General features: G+C 66.8%; 23 protein-coding genes. 7 read left to right on the top strand and 16 right to left on the bottom strand.

Translation table 11 applies throughout. The annotated features are described in order from the left end of the window. The first annotated feature begins 9 nt into the window (after window positions 1-9). On the top strand, window positions 10-1,566 hold the full coding sequence (gene guaA, locus ASF08_RS01815; RefSeq protein ID WP_056140468.1) for a glutamine-hydrolyzing GMP synthase: 1,557 nt from the start codon (window positions 10-12) through the stop codon (window positions 1,564-1,566). 87 nt (window positions 1,567-1,653) lie between these two features. On the opposite strand, the gene ASF08_RS01820 is transcribed toward guaA, so the two are convergent. Beyond that, the gene (locus tag ASF08_RS01820; RefSeq protein WP_026176153.1) at window positions 1,654-1,953 is read right to left on the bottom strand and encodes a hypothetical protein; all 300 of its coding nucleotides are present in this window, start codon (window positions 1,951-1,953) and stop codon (window positions 1,654-1,656) included. 213 nt (window positions 1,954-2,166) lie between these two features. On the opposite strand from ASF08_RS01820, the gene ASF08_RS01825 reads away from it, so the two are divergent. After that, entirely contained in the window at window positions 2,167-3,138 is a 972-nt protein-coding gene (locus ASF08_RS01825) for an OmpA family protein (protein ID WP_244474419.1), read from the top strand. 115 nt (window positions 3,139-3,253) lie between these two features. Here the strand turns inward: ASF08_RS01825 and ASF08_RS01830 are convergent, their stop codons facing one another. Beyond that, window positions 3,254-4,423, bottom strand: coding sequence for a hypothetical protein (locus ASF08_RS01830; RefSeq protein WP_056140471.1), 1,170 nt, complete (start codon window positions 4,421-4,423; stop codon window positions 3,254-3,256). A gap of 108 nt (window positions 4,424-4,531) precedes the next feature. Here ASF08_RS01830 and ASF08_RS01835 point away from each other — a divergent pair, with 108 nt between their 5' ends. The 3 genes from ASF08_RS01835 to der all read left to right on the top strand — a co-directional run bounded on the left by ASF08_RS01835 (window position 4,532) and on the right by der (window position 7,376). Continuing rightward, window positions 4,532-5,137 carry an NnrU family protein gene (locus ASF08_RS01835; RefSeq protein WP_056140473.1) on the top strand — a complete coding sequence of 202 codons (606 nt, stop codon included), beginning with the start codon at window positions 4,532-4,534 and terminating at the stop codon, window positions 5,135-5,137. A 102-nt stretch (window positions 5,138-5,239) separates the two neighbouring features. Continuing rightward, entirely contained in the window at window positions 5,240-5,953 is a 714-nt protein-coding gene (locus ASF08_RS01840) for a tetratricopeptide repeat protein (RefSeq protein ID WP_056140476.1), read from the top strand. A gap of 64 nt (window positions 5,954-6,017) precedes the next feature. After that, the gene (gene der / locus ASF08_RS01845; protein WP_018045062.1) at window positions 6,018-7,376 is read left to right on the top strand and encodes a ribosome biogenesis GTPase Der; all 1,359 of its coding nucleotides are present in this window, start codon (window positions 6,018-6,020) and stop codon (window positions 7,374-7,376) included. A gap of 3 nt (window positions 7,377-7,379) precedes the next feature. On the opposite strand, the gene ASF08_RS01850 is transcribed toward der, so the two are convergent. The 12 genes from ASF08_RS01850 to rpsF all read right to left on the bottom strand — a co-directional run bounded on the left by ASF08_RS01850 (window position 7,380) and on the right by rpsF (window position 19,817). Continuing rightward, on the bottom strand, window positions 7,380-8,504 hold the full coding sequence (locus ASF08_RS01850) for a carboxylate-amine ligase (protein ID WP_056140479.1): 1,125 nt from the start codon (window positions 8,502-8,504) through the stop codon (window positions 7,380-7,382). A 54-nt stretch (window positions 8,505-8,558) separates the two neighbouring features. Then, window positions 8,559-8,966: a dihydrofolate reductase gene (locus ASF08_RS01855; protein ID WP_056140480.1), complete on the bottom strand. Its 408-nt coding sequence runs from the start codon at window positions 8,964-8,966 to the stop codon at window positions 8,559-8,561. Window positions 8,967-9,147: 181 nt separating this feature from the next. Next, a complete protein-coding gene (locus tag ASF08_RS01860; protein WP_056140484.1) occupies window positions 9,148-9,888 on the bottom strand; it encodes an SDR family NAD(P)-dependent oxidoreductase in 741 nt (246 codons plus the stop codon). An 8-nt stretch (window positions 9,889-9,896) separates the two neighbouring features. After that, window positions 9,897-11,387, bottom strand: a complete 1,491-nt coding sequence (gene purF / locus ASF08_RS01865) for an amidophosphoribosyltransferase (protein WP_018045057.1) — start codon at window positions 11,385-11,387, stop codon at window positions 9,897-9,899. 180 nt (window positions 11,388-11,567) lie between these two features. Continuing rightward, a complete protein-coding gene (locus ASF08_RS01870) occupies window positions 11,568-12,164 on the bottom strand; it encodes a CvpA family protein (RefSeq protein ID WP_056140485.1) in 597 nt (198 codons plus the stop codon). Between the two features lie 130 nt (window positions 12,165-12,294). Next, window positions 12,295-13,731 (bottom strand): DNA repair protein RadA, encoded by a 1,437-nt coding sequence (gene radA / locus ASF08_RS01875; protein ID WP_026176151.1) that lies wholly within the window; start codon window positions 13,729-13,731, stop codon window positions 12,295-12,297. Between the two features lie 188 nt (window positions 13,732-13,919). Further along, window positions 13,920-15,029, bottom strand: coding sequence for an alanine racemase (gene alr, locus ASF08_RS01880; protein ID WP_156629420.1), 1,110 nt, complete (start codon window positions 15,027-15,029; stop codon window positions 13,920-13,922). A gap of 248 nt (window positions 15,030-15,277) precedes the next feature. Then, a complete protein-coding gene (locus ASF08_RS01885) occupies window positions 15,278-16,765 on the bottom strand; it encodes a replicative DNA helicase (protein ID WP_027172146.1) in 1,488 nt (495 codons plus the stop codon). 411 nt (window positions 16,766-17,176) lie between these two features. Beyond that, complete coding sequence (rplI, locus tag ASF08_RS01890) at window positions 17,177-17,740, bottom strand: 50S ribosomal protein L9 (RefSeq protein WP_056140488.1); 564 nt, start codon at window positions 17,738-17,740, stop codon at window positions 17,177-17,179. A 67-nt stretch (window positions 17,741-17,807) separates the two neighbouring features. Next, entirely contained in the window at window positions 17,808-18,830 is a 1,023-nt protein-coding gene (locus ASF08_RS01895; protein WP_056140491.1) for a DUF2232 domain-containing protein, read from the bottom strand. A gap of 234 nt (window positions 18,831-19,064) precedes the next feature. Then, complete coding sequence (rpsR, locus tag ASF08_RS01900; protein ID WP_018045049.1) at window positions 19,065-19,346, bottom strand: 30S ribosomal protein S18; 282 nt, start codon at window positions 19,344-19,346, stop codon at window positions 19,065-19,067. Between the two features lie 3 nt (window positions 19,347-19,349). Continuing rightward, on the bottom strand, window positions 19,350-19,817 hold the full coding sequence (gene rpsF, locus ASF08_RS01905) for a 30S ribosomal protein S6 (RefSeq protein ID WP_018045048.1): 468 nt from the start codon (window positions 19,815-19,817) through the stop codon (window positions 19,350-19,352). 373 nt (window positions 19,818-20,190) lie between these two features. Between rpsF and ASF08_RS01910 the strand changes: the two genes are divergently transcribed. Then, on the top strand, window positions 20,191-21,960 hold the full coding sequence (locus ASF08_RS01910; RefSeq protein WP_056140493.1) for a methanol/ethanol family PQQ-dependent dehydrogenase: 1,770 nt from the start codon (window positions 20,191-20,193) through the stop codon (window positions 21,958-21,960). Window positions 21,961-21,964: 4 nt separating this feature from the next. Here ASF08_RS01910 and ASF08_RS01915 read toward each other — a convergent pair whose 3' ends face one another. After that, window positions 21,965-22,369: an MgtC/SapB family protein gene (locus ASF08_RS01915; protein WP_244474420.1), complete on the bottom strand. Its 405-nt coding sequence runs from the start codon at window positions 22,367-22,369 to the stop codon at window positions 21,965-21,967. Window positions 22,370-22,389: 20 nt separating this feature from the next. Here ASF08_RS01915 and ASF08_RS01920 point away from each other — a divergent pair, with 20 nt between their 5' ends. Beyond that, window positions 22,390-22,806, top strand: coding sequence for a YecA family protein (locus tag ASF08_RS01920; protein WP_244474421.1), 417 nt, complete (start codon window positions 22,390-22,392; stop codon window positions 22,804-22,806). On the opposite strand, the gene ASF08_RS25590 is transcribed toward ASF08_RS01920, so the two are convergent. Continuing rightward, window positions 22,803-23,372 (bottom strand): hypothetical protein, encoded by a 570-nt coding sequence (locus tag ASF08_RS25590; protein ID WP_244474422.1) that lies wholly within the window; start codon window positions 23,370-23,372, stop codon window positions 22,803-22,805. The two genes, ASF08_RS01920 and ASF08_RS25590, sit on opposite strands and share 4 nt — an antisense overlap. Window positions 23,373-23,379 lie beyond the last annotated feature (7 nt).

Raw genomic sequence — 23,379 nt, forward strand, 5'->3', positions numbered from 1 at the left:
CTCCGATCCATGAATACCGACCACGACAAGATCCTCATCGTCGATTTCGGCTCCCAGGTGACCCAGCTCATCGCGCGGCGGGTGCGCGAGGAGGGGGTCTATTGCGAGATCGTCCCCTTCACCAAGGCGGCGGAGGCCTTCGCCGAGTCGAAGCCCAAGGGCGTGATCCTGTCCGGCGGCCCCGAATCGGTGACGAGCGACGCCTCGCCCCGCACGCCCCAGGTGGTGTTCGATTCGGGCGTGCCGGTCTTCGGCATCTGCTACGGCCAGCAGACCATGGCGGCCCAGCTCGGCGGCGAGGTCGAGGGCGGGCACCACGCCGAATTTGGCCGCGCCGAGATCGAGATCATTTCGGACTGTCCCTTGTTCAAGGGCGTCTGGCATGTGGGCGAGCATTATCCGGTCTGGATGAGCCACGGCGACCGTGTGACCAAGCTCCCCGACGGTTTCACCACCGTCGCCCTGTCGAAGAACGCGCCCTTCGCGGCGGTGGCCGACGAGTCGCGCAACTATTACGCCGTCCAGTTCCACCCGGAGGTGGCGCACACCCCGCACGGTGCCCTGCTGATCCGCAACTTCGTGCGCGACATCGCCGGCTGCACCGGCGACTGGACCATGGGCGCCTATCGCGAGGAGGCCATCGCCAAGATCCGCGCCCAGGTGGGCAAGGAGCGGGTGATCTGCGGCCTGTCGGGCGGCGTGGATTCCTCGGTGGCGGCGGTGCTGATCCACGAGGCCATCGGCGACCAGCTGACCTGCGTCTTCGTCGATCACGGCCTGCTGCGCATGGGCGAGGCCGACGAGGTCGTGCGGCTGTTCCGCGACCATTACAACATCCCCCTGGTCCATGTTCAGGCGCAGGAGCTGTTCCTCGGCGAGTTGGAGGGCGTCAGCGACCCGGAGATCAAGCGCAAGACCATCGGCCGCCTGTTCATCGACGTGTTCGACGAGGAGGCGAAGAAGATCGGCGGCGCGGCCTTCCTGGCCCAGGGCACGCTCTACCCGGACGTGATCGAGAGCGTGTCCTTCACCGGCGGCCCCTCGGTGACGATCAAGAGCCACCACAATGTCGGCGGCCTGCCCGAGCGCATGAACATGCAGCTCGTGGAGCCCCTGCGCGAGCTGTTCAAGGACGAGGTCCGGGTGCTCGGCAAGGAGCTCGGCCTGCCCGAGGCCTTCGTCGGCCGCCACCCCTTCCCCGGCCCCGGCCTCGCCATCCGCTGCCCCGGCACCATCACCGCCGAGAAGCTGGAGGCTTTGCGCAAAGCCGATGCGATCTATCTCGACGAGATCCGCAAGGCCGGGCTCTACGACACGATCTGGCAGGCCTTCGCGGTGATCCTGCCGGTGAAGACGGTGGGCGTGATGGGCGACGGCCGCACCTACGACCACGTCTGTGCGCTCCGCGCCGTGACCTCGGTCGACGGCATGACGGCGGATTTCTACCCCTTCGACATGGCCTTCCTCGGCCGCGTCGCCACCCGCATCATCAACGAGGTCAAGGGCATCAACCGGGTGACCTACGACATCACCTCGAAGCCGCCCGGCACGATCGAGTGGGAGTGATGTCAGTCTCCACCGACATTGCGCCGGATCGTTCCACAAGCCGCTTGACGAGGTTGCTGATGATGTTGGTGTGCAAGAGATAGCGCGTCACAGGTCGACCTTACGTCCCTCTTCACGGGGGCGGGAAAGATCTAGTTCCGCATTCACCGGCGGCGAGCGCCGTAAGGCGGCAAGGATACGTCGAGTCTTGGCCGGAGCGCGAGCGATCGACTGGCTGACGGTCGCGCGAAGCTTCGAGGCCTCGGACGTGTCCTCGGACTGGCGTCTGGGGAGCGACCGGATGAGGTCGCGATCTGCGTCCCGGCCAAGCACTTTGAAACGCGCGAGGCCGCGCTCGCCAAGGCGCGAGCGATATTTCCGGATGGCGCGTTTCTGCGAGCTTTCCATCATCGGCTCCGGACATCTCCAGTAAAATATCTAGAGCGAGAGCGGGCAGCAAGGTCGCGTGGTCGGCTAAGGGGGCGGTCGGGGTCCATCGGACATCCGTCCGACTCGACGCCGGGTGTAGGCGTGGCATCTCTCGCCCCTTGAAGGCCCCGCCTTCCCGCGAACCCGTCGACGGTGGCCCGGACCGTCGGCGCCGTCATCCTGCCGGAGTAGATGATGAAAGTACTGACACTGGCCTGGATTCTGCTGGCTCTGACATGGGCCGCGAGCGAAAGCAGGGCCGAGCCGCTCGCGGGTCCACCGTCTCCCGGGGGCGGGACCATACCGGGCGCCGTGGCGCTCGACGACATCCCCGTCTCGACCGTGCCCCTCGGCCGCTTTCCCTATTTCGTGCTGCCAGCCGGCTATCAGCCGATGAACCCGCCCAAGACGCGCGATTTCGGGCATTTCCCGTTCTGGACGGGCACCGCGCTCCACGACGTCGACGGCAAGGTGTTCCTGTCCCTCATCAGCACCGAGGACGGCAAAACCTATTCGTCCTACGAGTTGAAGAAGAACATCGAAGCCGTGCTGACCCAGGCCGGCGGTCGGAAACTTGCCGACAGCAAGATCCCCGCTGCGGTGACCGATACCCTGCCGGAGGAGGTCACGATGGGCATGTATGACGGGCTTGGCGACGTCTTCAACGAACCGACGCAGACATGGGTGATCCGCCGTCCGGACAAGCAGATCTGGGTGCATTTCGTGCCCGGCAGCAACAGCGCGAGCTGGACCATCCTCGAGACGAAGCCGTTCGCCCAAACCGCCTCCCTGCTGCCCGCCGATCAGCTGAAGCAGGACATCGACAAGACCGGTCGGGCGGTGATCCACGTCAACTTCGCCACCGACAAGACCGAGATCCTGCCGGATTCCGCGGCTCAGATCGAAGCGGTGACGAGCCTGCTGAAGACGAATCCCGGTCTTAAATTGGCGATCAACGGTTACACCGACGAGACCGGCTCGGCCGGGCACAACCAGTCGCTCTCCGATGGCCGCGCCAGGGCGGTGATGGCCAGGCTCATCGCGTCGGGCGTCGCGAAGGATCGGCTGAGAGCCAAGGGCTTCGGGGCCACCAGCCCGGTCGCCTCCAATGGCAGCGAGGAGGGCAGGGCGAAGAACCGGCGCGTGGAACTGGTGAAGTTCTGACGCGGAGACGTGCGATGCCGCCGGCCCGGGAGGTCGTCTCCACCGGTACGGTCTCGGTGACGAAGTCCGCCTTACGCCGGATAGGGGCCGGCCGTGATGTCGATCCGCTCCCGGCTCATGGCCAGACTTTGATCGCCAGGGGCCGGCGGACGAGGTCGCGGTCCGAGGTCACCTGGCAGCCCTCCCGGCGCAGCGTCACGTAGGTGAGGAGGGCGGTGTCGCCCACATCGTCGAAGTTGCGGCCGGTCGCCTGCGGATCGAGGATCGACGGATAGGCGATGAGGTCGCCCTTGGCCGCGCAGGGATCGTCGTAGAGCGTGGCGCCGGCGAGGAGCAGGCGCGGCTGATCCCAGGTGAGGAGATCCCGCGACGTCGTCCAATAGAAACCGGATTGCGGAAACTTGGCGCCGGCCGCGGCCATGAAGACGGCGATCCAGGCCCCCGTGCCGCGATGGCGCACCACTGCGCCCACGGGCAGGCCGAACGGCTCCAGCGGCTTGCACGGTTCGGAGAGCAGGGTCGGCTTGGCGTAGGGGTCGGGGAAGGCGGCGGTGAAGCCGAGCCCGGTCCAGGCCCGCCAGCGCGTCGGGTCGGACGGTGTGTCGGTGCGGAACAGGCAGGCCCCGGCGGATTGCTCGCCGCCGCCGGAAGACCAGCCCGTGGTGGCGATCAGCACGTAGCGCCAGCGCCCGTCCGCGACGATGTTCGACGGATTGAAGAATCCCCGCTGCCGGCCCTGGCCCACCTCCTGGCGGAACGGCGCCCCGGCCACCACCACGGGGGACTTGGCGCGGTTGAAGCTGCGGCCGCCATCGCCGGAGGAGGCGGCGACGATCGTGTTGTACCAGCACTCGATATAGACCTTCGAGCGGCAGCGGCCCTCGTGCTCGTTTGCCTGATACTCGTGGTGGAGGAGGGCCGCGACCGCCTTGCCGTCCTCAGTCCATGTAGCCGTGATCCAAGAACGGTCGTCATAGGCCGCCGGATCGGCCTTCTCGCCGGAGTCGAGCACCACGGTGCAGTCGAGCTTCAACTGGTCGAGGCTCGGACCGCGCAGGGCCCGGTTGCGGTAATGCATCCCGAACAGAGCGACGCTGCCCGATGCGTCGCGGAAGGCACGGGCGGAGGCGTCCGGCACGTCCGCCCCGTCGCAGGCATCGCGCTCGGCCCTGAAGATCGTCGTCGGCGGACCGACGAGGGTGAGCGCCGAGAGCGGCGGCTCGGACCGCGCTGCCGCACCGTTGGGGAGCAGGACGAGCAGGAGGAGGGCGAGGAGCCGCGTCATCGGGTGAGCCTGGACATCGGCCCGAGTTTGGGTTTTGAACAATTACAGTCTGCTTCACCCGGCCTGGCGCGGCTCCCGCGATCCACAGGCGCGATTCGAAGGCATCCCATGCTCATCCTCATCCTCGGCCTCGTGCTGTTCCTCGGCACGCATGCCTTCTCCATGTTGAGGACGAAGCGCGCGGGCGTCATCGACGAGGTGGGCGAAAGCCGGTTCAAGCTCGGCTATACCGTGCTGTCGATCGTCGGCATCGTGCTCATCGCCTATGGTTTCGGGCAATACCGCGCGGACGGCTACATCCAGGTCTGGAACCCGCCGGTGTTCACGCGCCATCTCGCGCTGCTGCTGACGCTCTTCGCCTTCATCGCCCTGGCCTCGGCCTACCTGCCCGGCCATATCCGGGCGCGGGCCAAGCACCCGATGCTGCTGGCGGTGAAGATCTGGGCGACGGCCCATCTCCTCGCCAATGGCGACCTCGGCTCGATCCTGCTGTTCGGCAGCTTCCTCGCCTGGGCGGTGATCGCCCGGATCAGCGCCAAGCGCCGCGCCCTGTCGGCCGGTGCGGTGGCCGCCCAGCACGGCGCCGTCGCGGCTCCGGCCGGCTGGCGCAACGACGCCATCGCGGTCGTGGTCGGCTTCGTCGTCTGGTTCGCCTTCGCCAAATACCTGCATCAATGGGTGATCGGCGTCTCGGCTTGGCCTGTCCCGGCCTGAAGCAGGCTGCATGGCCAGTCGCCAAGCCGGCCTGGCTGTGCTAGGCGCCGGGCTTGGTTTTCCTCAAGGCCGTCGATCGTATCGCGGTCGGCGTGAGACGACATGGCCGAGAACAACGAGTTTATCCGCGAGGTCAACGAAGACTATCGCCGCGATCAGGTCGCTCAGATCTGGAAGCGCTACAGCGGTCTCATCGTCGCCGTGGCGATTCTCGTCGTGGCCGGCGTCGGCGGCTATCGCTACTGGCAGCACGACCAGCGGGTTCGCGCGGAAGCCGCGTCCGAGAAGTTCGAGGCCGCCAATCGCCTCGCCAAGGACGGCAAGGGCGCCGAGGCCGACAAGGCCTTCGAGGCGCTGGAGGCCGAGGCTCCCGGCGGCTACCGGATGCTGGCCCGCTTCCGCTCCGCCACCGAGACCGCCAAGCGCGACGCCACCGCGGGTGCTGCCGAGTACGATGCGCTGGCAGCCGACACCAAGCTCAACGATGGCCTGCGCGACCTCGCCCGCCTGCGCGCCGCCCTGATCCGCCTCGATCAGCCGAACCCCGATCCGGCCCTCGCCAGCCTCCAGGGGCTCGCCGCCCCGGCCGGCGCGTTCCGCCACACCGCCCGCGAAATGCTCGGCCTCGTGGCGCTGAAGCGCGGCGAATACGATGCCGCCGGGCGCTGGTTCGACCAGATCATCTCCGATCCTCAGACGCCGGCCAATCTTCGCCAGCGCATCGAGGTCTATGCCGCCCTCGTGGCCGGCGGCCCGGTCACCGTGACCGCGGCCCCTGCGCCTGAGCCGGCCGCACCCCCGCCCGTGACGCGCTGAGCCGGTTCCGGCACGCCGCCTGCACGACGAATTTTCTCCGTACGACGACTGAATCGAGACCACCATGGACATGCCGACCGTCGCTATCGTCGGACGGCCGAATGTCGGCAAGTCGACCCTCTTCAACCGGCTGGTGGGCAAGAAGCTCGCCCTCGTGGACGATCGCCCCGGCGTGACCCGCGACCGGCGCGAGGGCGATGTCAACTTCGGCGGATTGGTGTTTCGCGTCATCGACACGGCGGGGCTCGAACAGGCCGATGCCGATTCGCTGCTTGGCCGCATGCGCGCGCAGACCGAGGCCGCGATCCTCGAAGCCGACGTCGTGCTGTTCGTCATCGATGCCCGCGCCGGCATCCTGCCGGCCGACCAGCCCTTCGCCGAACTGGTGCGACGCGCCGGCTGCCCGGTGGTGCTCGTCGCCAACAAGGCCGAGGGCGGCACCGGCCTGTCCGGCGCCTACGAAGCGTTCTCCCTCGGCCTCGGCGACCCGATCCCGTTCTCGGCCGAGCACGGCGAGGGTATCGGCGAGTTGCACGACGCGCTCACCGAGGCCCTGCCCAAGCTCGACGACGAGGACGAGGAATACGACGACGACCCGTCGAACCGCTCGCTCAAGGTCGCCATCGTCGGCCGCCCCAACGCCGGCAAGTCGACCCTGATCAACCGGATGCTCGGCGAAGAGCGCCTGCTCGTCGGCCCCGAGGCCGGCATCACGCGGGATTCGATCTCCCTCGACTGGGAATGGCGCGGCCGCCGCATCAAGCTCCACGACACCGCCGGCATGCGCCGCAAGGCCCGCATCGACGACAAGCTCGAGAAGCTCGCGGTGTCCGACGGCCTGCGGGCCGTGCGCTTCGCCGAGGTGGTGGTGGTGCTCCTCGATGCGACGATCCCGTTCGAGAAGCAGGACCTGACCATCGTCGATCTCATCGAGAGTGAGGGCCGCGCCCTGGTCATCGGCCTCAACAAGTGGGACCTCGTGGCGGATCAGCCCGGTCTCCTGAAGAAACTGCGCGAGGATTGCACCCGCCTGCTGCCGCAGGTGCGCGGCGTCTCCGTGGTGCCCCTCTCGGGCCTCGCCGGCGACGGCATCGACACGCTGATGAAGGCCGTCACCGAGACCTTCGAGGTCTGGAACAAGCGCATCTCCACCTCGAAGATCAACGACTGGCTCAACGAGGCGACCCAGCGCAACCCGCCACCGGCGGTGGCGAGCCGCCGCATCAAGATCCGCTACGCCACCCAGGTGAAGAGCCGCCCGCCGCACTTCGCCCTGTTCGGCAACCAACTCGACGGCCTGCCGAAATCCTACACCCGCTACCTCGTCAACAACCTGCGCGAGGCCTTCGACCTCCCCGGCGTGCCGATCCGGTTGTCGCTCCGCACATCGAAGAACCCGTTCGACAAGGAGAACAAGGGCTGAGCCTCACGACCCGCAGGTCGTTTCACTCAGCCAATCGACTACGTCGTCCAGCCCCTGCCGATTGGTGCGGCCCGTCTCACGGGCGGCTTCGAACACCGCGATCTGGCGGTCGGCGCTGGTGCCCTCCCGAACGATGGTGCGTGCCCGCTCCACCTCTTCGCCGCAGCCGAGCGCGTCGGCATCTGCGTCGATGAGGGCCAGCATCGCGTCGAGGGCGTCGGCGAAGGGGAGGGCGTCTTCGCTAGCCTCGTCGATGATCTCGGCCTCCGTGCCGCTGCGTTGGGCGCGCCACAGGTTCTCTTCAGCCAAAGCGCGGGAAACGCCGTCGAGATCGGCGTTGAGGTCGGGCCGGCGCACGACGCAGCGCACGAGGCAGCGGAAGAGTGCCGCCACCGTGAGCGCGTCCTCCAGCCGTGTGCAGGAATCCGCCACCCGCAATTCGAGGGTCGGAAACTTGATCGACGGGCGCAGGGACCACCACAGGAAGCTCGCATCCTGGATCGAGCCGGCTCGCGTCATGATACGGACGTAGCGCTCATAGGCGTCGGGGTCCGAGAAAAGCTGCGGCAGGCCGGTGCGCGGCAGCTCGCCGAAAGCGCTGAGCCGGTAGGCGGTGAGACCCGTCGGCTTGCCCTGCCAGAAGGGGGACGAGGCCGAGAGCGCGAACAGCAGCGGCTGGAACGGCAGCAGCCGGTTCATCAGGTCCACTCGCGCCTGCGGGTCGGGCACCTCCACATGCACATGCATGCCGCAGATCAGGCTCCGCCGTCCCGCCATTCCCACATCCCGCAGGATGCCGCGATAGCGCTCGCCCTTCGTCGGCAATTGCCGCGCCCAATCGGACACCGGATGGGTGCCGGCGGCGAAGAGCAGAAGCTCGTGCTCCTTCGCCAGACGACCGAGGGCGTCGCGCTGGCGTCCCAGGATCTCACGCGCCTCGCTGAACTCCGTGGAGGGCGGGGTGCAGACCTCCACCTGACACTGAAGCATCTCCCGCCCGATTTCGGGCAGACGCTCGCTCGCTTCCGTATGGAACGGCTTCACCGACCGCCGCGGCGTCCCTCGCGTCTCGGCATCGGCCAGGAAATATTCCTCCTCGATGCCGAAACGGTAGCTGTGCGCGGTCATGGAGGTTTCCTGCGGTGGATTAGCATCAACTCGCAGGAGGCGTCGTCGTTGCCGTCAGGTCCGCAGCGCCCCGCCCACCAGCCAGGCCGGGTCGAACCAGCGGTCGGCCTCGCCGTCATAGGGCAGGCGGGTGATGTCCCAGTTCTGGATGTACTTGGCGTAGACGTTCCAGACCGTGATGCCGCCGCCGACGAAGATGCGCCGGCCCGGATAGCGCTTGAGCACCTCCTCCGGGTCCTCGTGGCTGCGGATCACGTCGACGGTGCGATCCTTGAAGGCGAAGTCCGGCACCGAGGCCACGGTCTTCGGCCCGGCGATCAGCACGTGCCCCATGGTCAGCGCGAAGAAGCGCGTCACGTCCTCGACGAAGAGCGGATCGGTGTTGCCCTCCCAGGGCAGCTGCCCGTTGAGGCCCAACTGGCCGCGCAGGCCGATGGCGCAGATGCAGCGAACGTCGATCATGATGGAAACCTCGATGAAGGCGGGTCACTCCCTCCACCGACCTCATCCTGAGGTGCCGCGAAGCGGCCTCGAAGGAGGGCTCCAGATCGCGCTGCGGGTGCTGGAGCCCTCCTTCGAGGCCTGCGCTTCGCTTCGGCGCCTCAGGATGAGGTGGCGGGTGGGGTTATGAGGGGCAGGGAAGCTAAGCCGCCATCTGCGGCGTCAGCACGCGGTCGCTGGGGAAATCGTAGATCTTGCCCGATTGATCCCAATCCGGGCTCGCGAGCCGCACGAAATGCGGAGCGAGGTCGCCCGGAGTCTTCAGTGTGGTCTCGTCTTCGCCCGGCATCGCCGCCTTGCGCATGGAGGTGCGCAGAGGGCCGGGGTTGAGGAGCATGGCCTTGATGGCCGTCGTCTCGGTCTCCGCCGCATAGGTCCGCACCAGGGCATCGAGGGCCGCCTTCGAGACCGAATACGGTCCCCAATAGGCCTTGCATTTCTGCGACGCGCCGGAGGTGACGAAGATGGCGCGGCCCGCATCCGACATCCGCAGCAGCGGGTCCATCGAGCGCAGCAGGCGCCAATTGGCGGTGACGTTGATGTCCATCACCTGCGACCAGGTCTTGGGCGTCACGTGGCCGAGGGGCGTGAGATTGCCGAGGATGCCGGCATTGCCCACGACCACGTCGAGCTTCCGCCAGCGCTCGTAGATGCTGTGACCCAGCCGGTCGATCGCATCGAAATCGGTGAGGTCGAGGGGCACGAGCGTCGCGCTCGATCCCGCCTGTCGGATCGCGTCGTCCAACTCTTCCAGTGCCCCTTGCGTCCTGGCGACGGCCACGATGTGCGCGCCCGCCTCGGCGAGGGCAAGGGCCGCCGCCCGGCCGATGCCGCGCGAGCAGCCGGTGACGAGGGCGATGCGGCCGTCGAGGGGCTTCGTCATGGGTGGGATCAATCCGCTTCGGCGAGCATCGCGAGACGCTTCGGCCCGGCGATGGCGAGGTCGGTCAGGCCGGTCGGGTAGTCGCCCGTGAAGCAGTGATCGGTATATTGCGGGCAGGATTCGTTGCGGCTCTCCTCGCCCATGGCCTTGTACAGGCCCTCGATGGACAGGAAGGCCAGGGAATCCGCGCCGATATAGCGGCGCATGCCTTCGAGATCATGAGTGGCGGCCAGCAGCTTCTCGCGCTCGGGCGTGTCGATCCCGTAGAAATCCGGATAGGTGATCGGCGGCGAGGCGATGCGGAAATGCACCTCCTTGGCGCCGGCCTCGCGCATCATCCGCACGATCTTCACCGAGGTGGTCCCGCGCACGAGGCTGTCGTCCACGAGGACGATGCGCTTGCCCTCCACCACGGCGCGGTTGGCCGAATGCTTCATCCGCACGCCGAGCTCACGCACCGACTGGGTCGGCTGGATGAAGGTGCGCCCGACATAGTGGTTGCGGATGATGCCCATCTCGAAGGGCAGGCCGGTCTCCTGCGCGAAGCCGAGCGCCGCCGGCACGCCGGAATCCGGCACCGGGATCACCACGTCGGCGGCGGTGGCGGATTCGCGGGCGAGTTCGTGGCCGATATTCTTGCGGACGGAATAGACGCTCTTGCCGTTCACCACGGAATCCGGCCGGGCGAAGTAGATGTATTCGAAGATACAGGGGCGCATGGGCTGCGCCGGCGCGAACCGGATCGATTCGATGCCCTCCTCGGAGATGACGACGATCTCGCCGTTCTCCACGTCGCGGATGAACTTCGCGCCGATGATGTCCAGTGCACAGGTCTCGGAGGCGAGGATGTAGCGACCGTCGAGTTCGCCGATGACCAGGGGGCGGATGCCGAGGGGATCGCGAGCGCCGATGAGCTTCTTGTTGGTGAGCGCCACGATGGCGTAGGCGCCCTGGACCTGGCGCAGTGCCTCGGTGAAGCGCTCGACGATGAGCGGCGCGCGGCTGCGGGCAGCGAGGTGCAGGATCACTTCCGTGTCGGAGGTCGACTGCGTGATCGCGCCGTCGCGGACGAGGTCGCGCCGGATGGAGAGGGCGTTTGTGAGGTTGCCGTTATGGGCCACCGCGAGGCCGCCGCTGGCGAGTTCGGCGAAGAGCGGCTGGACGTTGCGGAGGATCGTGCCGCCCGTCGTCGAGTAGCGCACATGGCCGATGGCGGCCGAGCCTTCGAGATGCTCGATGGTGGAGCGGTCGGAGAACGAATCGCCCACGAGGCCGGGCCGGCGCTCGGAATGGAAGATGTGCCCGTCGAAGGAGACGATGCCCGCCGCCTCCTGGCCTCGGTGCTGGAGGGCGTGGAGCCCGAGGGCCACGATGGCCGAGGCGTCCGGATGGCCGAAAATGCCGAAGACGCCGCACTCCTCGCGCAGCGTGTCCCCGTCCCGGTCCAGCCCATCCACCACGTCGACCGAATGGCGGGCGCTCGCGCTGCGTGCTGACATCTGGTTCTGCGATCCTAAGGTGGCCCGCCGCTGCCGAGTTCGGCACCGTCCACGGACCGGCTTGCATCCTGCGACCGTTTTATGACGACGGCCGCTTGCTGCAAGAAGCCGTCATTTAGTCGGCCTTGGCCCAGCAACCAAGCGGCATGCCACGCAGATCAGACGCGCTGCGTGAGAAGGTCAGCGCCGGGCCGGCGACTCGGTGCGGCGTTGGGCGGGTGCCGCATCGCCGTCGGCCGACGGTTCGGCGGGGTCGACCGCATCGCCCTTGGACTTCTTGAACTGCTTGAGGAACCCTTCCGGATTCTCGGGCAACTGCGCCACCAGGGCGTCCCCCGATTTCTCGAGCATCGGACGGCTGCGTGCCTGGGCCGCCCAATCGGGCATCTTGCCCTGGACCAGCCAGGCCAGGAACACCCAGCCGATCACGCAGATGAGGAAGCCGCGCCCCGCGCCGAAGACGAGCCCGAGGGACCGGTCGATCGCGCCGATGCGCGAATCGAGGATCATGTCGGAGACCTTCACCGTGATGATCGAGACGATGATGAGCGTCGCGAGGAAGATCGTCGCGATGGAGGCCACCAGCGCCACGGTGGCGTTGGAGACGTGCTGGCTCACGGTGGGCAACAGCAGGGGATAGAGCTTCCAGGCGACCGCCGCGGCGGCGACCCAGGCGACGATGGCCAGCACCTCGCGTGTCGCCCCGCGCACGGCGGCCAGCAGGGCCGAGATGACGACGATGCCGAGAACGGCCAGATCGAGAACGGAAAACGGCATTTAAGGCTATGGTCGCACGGGGCAGAGGGGCTGACGATCGCCGGCTCGTGCGGCTCCCCCTCGCCGCCGCGCCTGTATATCCTGCGGAATCTCGGCCGTCACCCTCCGCTACGTCCTCCCTTTCCCGGCCTCACTCGTCGTCCTCGTATTCGTACCGCGCCGGGTTGCGCTCGGGCCGGCCGCGTTTGGGCGCGCCGCTGGCGATGCCGGCCACCAGATCGGCGATGTGGCGCAGGGCCTCCGTGGGCAGGGAGCTGTCACCGATTTCGTTGCGGCCCTGCGGCGTGACGGCCTTGGCGAAGCCGAGCTTCAGCGCCTCCTTCAGCCGCGACGGCGCCTGCGCCACCGGGCGGATGGCGCCGGAGAGACCGATCTCGCCGAAATAGACGGTCTCGCCCGGCAGGGCCGCGCCCGACAGCGACGAGACCAGGGCGGCCGCCACGGCGAGGTCGGCCGCCGGCTCCGTGATGCGCAGGCCCCCGGCGACGTTGAGATAGACGTCGTGGGTGCCGAGCCGGATGCCGCCATGGGCCTCCAGCACCGCGAGCACCATGGACAGTCGGTTGGGATCCCAGCCGACCACGGCGCGGCGCGGCGTGCCGAGGGAGGAGGGCGCCACCAGGGCCTGGATCTCCACCAGCAGGGGCCGCGTGCCCTCCATGCCGGCGAAGACCGCCGTGCCCGGCGCCGCGTGGTCGCGTCCCGCGAGGAAGAGCGCGGAGGGGTTGGGCACCTCGGCGAGGCCGCGATCGGTCATCTCGAACACGCCGATCTCGTCGGTGGGGCCGAAGCGGTTCTTCACCGCGCGCAGAATACGGAAGTGATGGCCCTGGTCGCCCTCGAACGAGGCCACGGCATCGACCATGTGCTCCACCACGCGGGGGCCGGCGATCTGTCCGTCCTTGGTCACGTGCCCGACGAGGATCACCGCCGTCCCGGTGGTCTTGGCGAAGCGGATCAGCGATTGGGCCGAGGATCGGACCTGGGTCACCGTGCCGGGGGCGGATTCCACCGTCTCCGTCCACATGGTCTGGATCGAATCGATGATGGCGAGCGCCGGCGGGCGGCCCTGGCTCAGGGTCTCGACGATGTCCTCGACATTGGTCTCGGCGGCGAGATCCACCGCCGCGCTCGACAGGCCGAGGCGCTCGGCCCGCAGGCGCACCTGCGCCACCGCCTCCTCGCCGGAGATGTAGACCACGCGCTCGCCGGTGCGCGCCATGGCGGCGGTGGCCTGCATAAGCAGGGTCGATTTGCCGATGCCGGGATCGCCGCCGAGCAGGATCACCGAACCGCGCACGAAGCCGCCGCCGGTCACGCGGTCGAGTTCGCCGATGCCGGAGGGAATGCGCGGCGCCTCCCGCGCCTCGCCGGTGAGCCCTTCGAGGGGGAAGATGCGCCCATGCGACCGGCTCGGCCGCGTCTTGACCGGACCGGCCTGCGGGCCGCTCGCGCCCGTCTCCTCGACGATCGTGTTCCAACCGTTGCAGGCTTCGCATCGCCCGCGCCAGCGATTGTAGACGGCGCCGCAGGATTGGCAGACGAAGGTCTGGTGGATCTTGGCCATGATCGCCTTTTGAGGAAGCACAGACGACAGTCTACGGCCATCCAACCCGCTCCCTCATCCTGAGGTGACCGCGTCAGCGGTCCTCGAAGGAGGCCTCCAGGGCCGGCGGCGCCATCTGGAGCCCTCCTTCGAGGCCTACGCTTCGCTTCGGCACCTCAGGATGAGGAGGTGGATGTGGAATCGCCGGATCAGTCGATGGACTCTACATAACGGCGAACATAACGGGAACCAAGACCGGTCAGGATTTCGTAGCCGATGGTGCCGGCGGCGTGGCCGACACTGTCCACGTCGAGCGAATCACCGATGAGGACCGCCGGTTCGCCGCGCCGGGCGGCGGGCGCGTCGGTGACGTCGACGATGATGAGGTCCATGGAGATCAGGCCGACGATGGGGCAGGGCACCCCACCGACGAGGGCATGGCCGCGCCCGCTCGCCGAGCGCGGATACCCGTCGGCATAGCCCACCGACAGGGTAGCGAGCCGTCGCGGGCCGGGGGCGGTCCAGCGGGAATTGTAGCCCGCGCCGTCTCCGGCCGCGACGTCGCGGACCTGAGCGATCGACGCTTCGAGACGGACGACCGGCCGCATCGGGTTCGACCGCCACGGGGTCGGATTGCCGCCGAAGATGGCGTAGCCCGGCCGGAGCAGGTCGTTGGCGACGCCCTCGCCGAGATAGCAGCCGGAGGAATTGGCGAGCGAGCCCGGAATGCCGGGATAGGCCCGCAGAACGTCCCCGAACGCCTCGCACTGGCGCCGGTTGATCGACTCGTCGGGCCGTTCGGCGCTGACGAGATGGCTCATGAGCAGGTCGATCCCGGCCGCTTGGATGAGCGGATCGCCGGCGAGCGCCAGGGCTTCGGGGACGGTGAGGCCGAGGCGGTTCATGCCCGTATCGACGTGAAGGGCGGCGGGAAGTGGCCGGCCCATCTCCCCCCCCAGAGCCGCCCATTCGTCGAGTTCCTCGCGCGATCCGAGGACCGGGCGCAGGGCGTGTGCGGCGAGGACGGGGCCGCTGCCGGGCGTGAGGCCGTTGAGGACGTAGATCGTGGCCGCGGGCAGGGCGGACCGGGCGACCGCGCCTTCGCTCGCATGGGCGACGAAGAACGTCCGGCAGCCGGCCCGCCACAGGACCGGCGCAACCTTCACCAGTCCGCAGCCATACGCATCGGCCTTGACCACGGCGGCACAGGGGATGTGCGGCGCCTGCGCGCCGAGCCGACGCCAGTTCTCTGCGATGGCCGCGAGGTCGATGGTGAGGTGGGCGCCGTGGATGGCGGCCTCCGGATGAGCGATCGACATTGCCGGGTCTCGTTCGAGCGCGGTGATGGGGCAGTCTCCGCTGCCTGCAAATCTCATGTGAGGAACCGGAGTCTACCGTCTCCCGCAGGGTGAACCATAGAGGCGACGGTCTCTGTGGCGCCCCACCCACCCCCTTGCGGGGCTAAAGGATTCACATCGGCTCTTTCAAGCGGACCGCGTTCCCCTCCCTTGCGGGGAGAGGTTAGGAGTGGGGGGGGGTGACCCTCACTCGGCGGGGACGGCACCGATCACATGCGCGCGGGCATGCGGTCCTCGCTCGCCAAGTCCGAAAAGCGGGTGATGTTGGCGTCGAACTGCAGCTCCACCGTGCCGGTGGGGCCGTGGCGCTGCTTGCCGAGGATGACTTCGGCCTTACCGTGGACGCGGTTCATCTCCGCCTCCCAGGCGAAGAACTCTTCGGTGCCTTCGCGCGGCTTCTTGTTGTTGACGTAATATTCCTCGCGGAACACGAACATCACCACGTCGGCGTCCTGCTCGATCGAGCCCGATTCGCGCAGGTCCGAGAGCTGCGGGCGCTTGTCGTCGCGGTTCTCCACCTGACGCGAGAGCTGCGACAGGCCGATGATCGGCACCGCGAGTTCCTTGGCCAGCGCCTTCATGCCGGTGGTGATCTCGGTCATCTCCTGCACGCGGTTGTCGCTGCGCTTGCCCGAGCCGGAGAGCAGCTGCAGGTAGTCGATGATCAGGAGATCGAGGCCCTTCTGGCGCTTCAGGCGGCGGGCGCGGGCGGCGAGCTGCGCGATGGAGATGCCGCCGGTCTGGTCGATGTAGAACGGGATCGTCTGCATGTCCCGGGCGGCATCGGTGATCTTGTAGAAATCCTCCGGCCGGATGTCGCCGCGGCGGATCTTGTAGGACGGCACGCCCGATTGCTCGGCGATGATGCGGGTGGCCAGCTGCTCGGCCGACATTTCGAGGGAGAAGAACCCGACGATGCCGCCGTTCTTGGTCTCGATCCGCCCGTCGGGCTGCTTCTCGCCCCGGTAGGCCTTGGCGACGTTGAAGGCGATGTTGGTCACCAGCGAGGTCTTGCCCATGGCCGGACGGCCGGCGAGGATGATCAAGTCGGAGGATTGCAGACCGCCCATCTTGGCATCGAGGTCCGACAGGCCGGTGGCGATGCCCGAGAGCTTGCCGTCGCGCTGGTAGGCCTTGGCGGCCATGTCCACGGCAGCGGTGAGGGCATCGGAGAATTTCTGGAAGCCGCCATCGTACTTGCCCGATTCGGCGAGCTCGTAGAGCCGGCGCTCGGTGCCCTCGATCTGGTCGCGAGGGGAGGATTCCACCGGCGCCTCGTACGCGCCGTTGACCAGATCCTCGCCGATGGTGATCAGCCGGCGGCGGATCGCGAGGTCGTAGATGGTGCGGCCGTAATCGCCCGCGTTGATGACCGTGGTGGCCTCGGCCGCGAGGCGCGCGAGGTACTGCATCACCGTCTGGCCGCCGAGATCGGCGTCACCGAGATAGGTCTTGAGCGTGATCGGGGTCGCGAGCTTGCCGACCTTGATCAGCGAGGCGGCGACCTCGAAGATCTTACGGTGGACATCCTCCATGAAATGCTCGGGCAGGAGGAAGTCCGAGATCCGGTAATAGGCGTCGTTGTTGACGAGGATCGCGCCGAGCAGCGCTTGCTCCGCATCGATATTGTGGGGCGCGACGCGGAACTCCTGCGTGACGCTCTGGAGGTTTGCCGTCAGGGCGTTGGGCAGGGCCATGGGCTGACTCGAGGCTCCGACTTCTTCGACACCGCGCGGCGAGTCCATCGCCGCACCATTCCGCTACCGCACGACCATGGCCCAGGCATGGTTAGCCGAACCTTAGCCGATTCGCGCGACGCGCTCGTCGCTTCCTCAATCCGACCCCCTTCATCCTGAGGTGCCCGCGAAAGCGGGCCTCGAAGGAGGGCTCCAGAACCCGACGCGCGAACTGGAAGCCTCCTTCGAGGCCTCCGCTGTGCTCCGGCACCTCAGGATGAGGGGGCCGGGTGGGATGGAGTGCGCCCGGATTGCAACACGAAAAACGCCTGCCACCCCTTTCGGGATGACAGGCGCCATGCTGGAACAAATCGGGAACCAGTCAACCCCTTCGGGCGACGATCCCCGTTCTCCACCGGTCGTGGATGCGGCTTACTCGCGGTCGTCGCCGGCCTCGGCGAGAGCGGCGCCGACTTCGAGGCCGAGGTCGTCGAGGTTGAACGCCTCACGCTCGGTGGTCGATTCGCCGCGGGCCTGACGCTCGGCCTCTTCCGGCGAGCGGGCGACGTTGACGGTGACGGTCACCTCGACCTCGGGGTGCAGCACCACCGGCACGTTGTGCAGGCCGAGCGTCTTGATCGGCTGGTTGAGGGCGAACTGGTCGCGGCCGACGGTGAAGCCCTCGGCGGTGACGACTTCGGCGAGATCGCGGGTGGAGACCGAACCGTAGAGCACGCCGGTCTCGCCCGACTGGCGGATCAGCACGAAGCTCTTGCCCTCGAGGGTCTCGGCGACGGACTGGGCCTCGGTCTTGCGCTCCAGGTTGCGGGCTTCGAGCTGCGCGCGCTGGGTCTCGAAGTGCTTCTTGTTGCCGGCGGTGGCGCGCAGGGCCTTGCCGCGGGCGAGGAGGAAGTTGCGGGCGTAGCCCGGCTTCACGTTCACGGTCTCGCCCATCTGGCCGAGTTTGGCGACGCGCTCGAGGAGGATGACTTCCATGATCTTGGTCCTTGCTGGGGTGGGGTGTGTCGAGAGAGATCCGGCCGCGTGATGCGGGAGACGGGCCTCAGGTTCGTCCGGCGTCCTCCTTGGGACGGCGCCGGTTGAAGGCGGTGTCGGCGAGGCCGAACAGGGTCAGGGCGAAAAGGGCGACGCCGCTCGTGGCCAAAATAATAAAATAAAGGCCAAACAGGAGCGCCGGTCGAGCCGGGAGTAATCGACTTCTCTCATGAAAAGCGGCCAACCCTTGCAACTGGAAGGCAGCGGCCAGAGCGCCGACTAAAGCAATACCCAGGGACCCGACGGCTCCTGACGCGCTAACGAATAGAATTCCTAGTGGAAGCAAACCTAAAATCGTGCGGGGCATTTGTGTTGAAGGTATATCTGGCCAAGGCCTTAGCAGACGCCCAGAAACCCGCACGATCCGCGCAGACAACCAAAGATAAGCGGTAAGTAGCATAGTCAGGAAGTAGGCCGCAAAACCGGGATAAATCGCGGCGAATGAATCGATAAACTTTAATTGAAGATCTGAAGGAAGTTCGGCTGCCAGTACTCCGTCTTTTGGTTGACTTTCTGGTGTCGTATCGCTTGCAGCAGGCGGTTGGCTATGGCTCTTTTCGGGGGGCGTTTGCGGAACAACCCGACCTTGATTCTGGAGCTTAACGACTTCAAGAAGCGAAGTCTTCAATCTGATTTGGACTTCGTCATAGTTCGGCGCGGTGATGACAGTTACTGCTAAGAAGGCCGTGCCGGCGGTCCAGGCGAGAAGCCGCCCGGTCGGGTACCATTCCATGGTGCCGTCGGCGTTCGGCCGCCCGAGGAGGGCGAGATAGGCCAGCCACCAGGCCGGCAGCGCCAGGTAGGCGAGGAAGCCGAGTCCGAGGAAGGGCTGCAGGAAGGCAAGCGCGACGGCGCCCGTGATCGCAGCGACGAGGGCGGCCTTGTGGCTCCAGCCGAGGCCCACGATCAGGATCGGGAGCGGGGCGAGCAGGTAGAGCACGATGGACAGCAGCGTGCCCTTCAGCAGGACGCCGAAGAGGAGTGCGGAGACGAGGCCCGCGCCGATGCCGATACCGAGAAACTGTGTCATCGATCCCGCTGTCCCGCTGTCCCCGAAAAGGGCAGGGTTAGAGGCGTTTCATTTCGCCCCAACGACGTCCGGCAGCGTGCTTACCGCCGGCGTAGACTTCCCTCCCCCTTGTGGGGAGGGATCGAGGGTGGGGGTGGCTCCGCCAGCCTGCGCAGGCCGAGGGCCACCCAATCACCCCCACCTCCAACTCCTCCCCACAAGGGGGAGGAGGGGACCTCGTGAAGAGGCCGAGGCTTACTTGATCACGTAGGGGAGGAAGCCGAGGAAGCGGGCGCGCTTGATCGCCTGGGCGAGTTCACGCTGCTTCTTGGCCGACACCGCCGTGATGCGCGACGGCACGATCTTGCCGCGCTCGGAGACGTAGCGCGACAGGAGCTTGACGTCCTTGTAGTCGATCTTGGGAGCGTTCGCGCCCGAGAACGGGCAGGTCTTGCGGCGACGGAAGAAGGGACGACGTCCGCCGCCCGCACCACCACCAGCGGCAGGAGCCGCACCAGGTCCAGCACCGAAACCCATGGCTTAGTTCTCCCCGCCGAAGCTGCGCTCGGGACGGTCGCCGCGATCACCGCGGTCGCCACGATCCCGGTCGCCACCGAATCCACCACCACCGAAGCCTTCGTCGTCACGACGACGGCCGCGCTCGCGATCCTTGCGGTCGTCGCGGTCGCGCTTCTGCATCATCGCCGACGGCTCGGACTCGAGTTCTTCGACGCGGACGGTCATGAAGCGCAGGACGTCCTCGGAGATCTGCATCTGGCGCTCCATCTCGGCGAGAGCCGCCGGGGGGGCGTCGACGTTGAGGAGCGTGAAATGCGCCTTGCGGTTCTTCTTGATGCGGTAGGCGAGGGACTTCACGCCCCACATCTCGATCTTCTCGACCTTGCCGCCATTGGCTTCGATGACGCCCTTGTAGGTCTCGACCATGGTCTCGACCTGCTGGGCCGTCACGTCCTGGCGTGCCAGGAAGACGTGTTCATAAAGAGGCATAACGGGCCCTTCATAGCAAAAGGGGCCCGACGGCACGGATGTGCGGGTGTCGATCGTCGGGCCGGTTCAACGCGTTTCGCCCGGCGCCAAGCCCTTCGAGCCGTTTGAAGGCCCGAGCGGTTGATCGAAGGCGGAGACACGGGACGATGGAGCGAACTCCGCATGCCGGACAAGCCGGCACCGTCCGTTCAGCCCCCAGCCGGAGCGAACACGAATTGCGGCGCATAGACGAGTTCGGACGGGATGGCAAGGATGGCGACACGGATGATCGCCCCGATCCCAGCGGCAAGGAAGCCCGCGAATCGATCCGCATCCGGTGATAGAGGAGCCGCCGGAACGCGCACGCCACGTTGGAGGACCGCCGATGTCAGGTATGAAACGAGCCGTGGCCCTCCTGCTCTGTCTCATTGCGTCCGGCCCGGCCATCGCCGACGAGCCGGTGCTGCAGACGGTCGATTACGCCAACACGCGCTATTCGAAGCTCGACCAGATCGATGCCGGCAACGTGAAGCAGCTGCAGGTGGCCTGGACGTTCTCGACGGGCGTCCTGCGCGGTCACGAGGGTTCGCCCCTCGTCGTCGGCAACATGATGTACGTCCACACCCCCTTCCCGAACATCGTCTACGCCCTCGACCTCGACAAGGACGGCGTGATCGTCTGGAAGTACGAGCCCAGGCAGGACCCGAGCGTCATCCCGGTGATGTGCTGTGACACGGTCAACCGTGGTCTGGCCTATGCCGACGGCGCCATCATCCTGCACCAGGCCGACACCACCCTGGTTTCCCTCGATGCCAGGACCGGCCGGGTGAACTGGTCCGTGAAGAACGGCGATCCGGCGGTCGGCGAGACCAACACCGCCACCGTGATGCCGGTGAAGGACAAGATCATCGTCGGCATCTCTGGCGCCGAGTACGGCGCGCGTGGCCATATCACCGCCTACGATGCCAAGACCGGGACACGGCTCTGGCGCGGCTACTCGACGGGGCCGGACGCGGACATGATCGTCGATCCGCAGAAGACCACCTCGCTCGGCCGGCCCATCGGCGAGAATTCGTCCCTCGCGAGTTGGGAGGGCGACCAGTGGAAGACCGGCGGCGGGGCGACCTGGGGCTGGTACTCCTACGACCCCAAGCTCGACCTCATCTATTACGGCACCGCCAACCCCTCGACCTGGAATCCGACGCAGCGTCCCGGCGACAACAAGTGGACGACGGCGATCGTCGCTCGCAACCCGGATACCGGCATGATGCGATGGGTCTACCAGATGACGCCCCACGACGAGTGGGACTACGACGGCGTCAACGAGATGATCCTCACGGATCAGACGATCGACGGCCGGACGCGTCCGCTTCTCACCCATTTCGACCGCAACGGGTTCGGCTACACGTTGGACCGGAGCACCGGCGAACTCCTGGTGGCGAAAAAATTCGATTCGGCGGTGAACTGGGCCACCGGGATCGACATGGACGAGGGCTCGGGCCGTTACGGGCGCCCCCTGGTCGATCCGCGCCGCTCACCCGATCGAACGGGAGAGGACGAGACCACTACCGGCATCTGCCCCGGCGCCATCGGTGCCAAGAACGAGCAGCCGGCGGCGTATTCGCCGATTACCCGGCTCTTCTACGTGCCGACCAACCACATCTGCATGACTTACGAGCCGTTCCACGTCACCTATACGCCCGGCATCCCCTACGTCGGCGCCACGGTAACCCTGCAGCCGACCGAGGATGGTCCCGAGACGGGCCGGTTCATCGCCTGGGACGGCGTCGCCGGAAAGGTCGTCTGGTCGAACACCGAGCCGTTCTCGGTCTGGTCCGGCGCCCTCGCCACGGCCGGCGGCGTCGTCTTCTACGGAACGCTGGAAGGTTACCTGAAGGCCGTCGATGCGCGCACGGGCCGCGAGCTCTACCGATTCAAGAGCCCGTCGGGCATCATCGGCAACGTGACGACCTACCTCCATCGCGGCCGGCAATACGTCGCCGTGCTCTCGGGCGTCGGAGGCTGGGCGGGGATCGGGCTTGCGGCCGGTCTCACCGACCCGGCCGACGGGGCCGGGGCGGTGGGCGGCTATGCCGGCCTGTCGCACTACACGGCGCTGGGCGGACAACTCACGGTCTTCGCCCTTCCCGAAATGCGGGACTGACGCCTCAGGAAACGCTCCTCACGCCGTCGCGGGCGCGGAGGGCGGCCACGATCTCGTCGAAGCTCCTCTCCGGGATGTGGACGTAGGACACGTCGATTGTGTCGATGCCGTCTTCCTCCGTCGGCTGCGCCACGAATTGTACGAGGCGGGAGGCGAAGGAACCGGACATCGTCCGCAGGCTCTCGATGGTGATCGCGCCGCGCCTGGCCGTGATGGTGAGGGTGCGAGTTTGTGCCCGCTCGCGGTAGCGCTTCTCCAGCGGCTTCATCCCCGCCAGGATCAGGAGAACGATGGCGGTGGTCGCGATCGCCGCCACGTAGAGGCCCGTTCCCGCGGCCAGGCCGATGGCGGCCACGGCCCACAACCCCGCCGCCGTGGTGAGGCCCTTCACCATCTCCCCGCGCAGCATGCGTCGCTGGCCCCGTGCCGGTGGCGCCAGCAGTCTGGCTGCCGAACGTGTTCGGCGGAACCGTACCCCAAACCAAGCCCGGCTCGATCGAAGAATGTCTCGTCAATACCGTCCTCAATCGGCATGACGAAGTGGACCATCTCCTGGCACATGCCCCTGGCGACTATTATCCGATCTTCATGCAGGACAAGGGCAAGACGATAGTCGACGCCTGGGCGATCGGCTTTGCCCTGGGACTGGGTGGCGAGGCATGGGCACCGATCCTGCTGGCGATACCAAAGCCCATCATCACCCCGATCATGGCCGTCAATCCGCACCTCGCCAAAATGCTGTTCCGACTGTCACCGCAAGAAAAACGAAAAGTCCGAGCGACCGATCATCTCCATATTCGAGCAGCCGTCACCCAGCTCTATGCTGTCACCCGCGCCGTCCGCTAGTAGTCAGGAACACGAACTGGCCTCTTCCACAACGTGGCATGTTCGTCGCGCTCACGGTAGATCGCATCGCCCTGCTCGGGGAAGGTTCCGTTTGCGAGGTGCTCGGCATATTCCTCGAGGTCAACGAAGACGTTGATCGTGCCGCCGCTGATGAAGACGATGCAGGGTTCGGTATCGGCATCCGACTGCCACCAGTAGAAACATAGTCCGAGGCCCTGGCCGCCATCTTCCAACGCCAACAGTGCCGTTCTTTGCCAGTCGGAGGGATCTGATGGTGGCAGCGGCTTGTAGTCCTCGGCCTTCAGGTCGATCGATTCTTTCACCTCCGGCTTGGCATAGAGTTCTTCCAGCTTGTTCGGATCAACGACATCCAATCCCGTCAGCCCCTCCGTCCAAGTCAGGGCGAAGCTATAGAAATCGCGCATCTGCGGCGAAAGCGGTTTGCGTGTGACGCCGTCGATCATGAGGATCGATTCTGGCGGTTTGCCTTTTCCGATAACCTGGTCGAACTCGAATTCCTGATTTTTGTCGTATATTTTGCGTAGAAGATCGATCATTTCTGACATCAATAAA

Source organism: Methylobacterium sp. Leaf85, assembly GCF_001422125.1.
GTDB lineage: Bacteria > Pseudomonadota > Alphaproteobacteria > Rhizobiales > Beijerinckiaceae > Methylobacterium > Methylobacterium bullatum.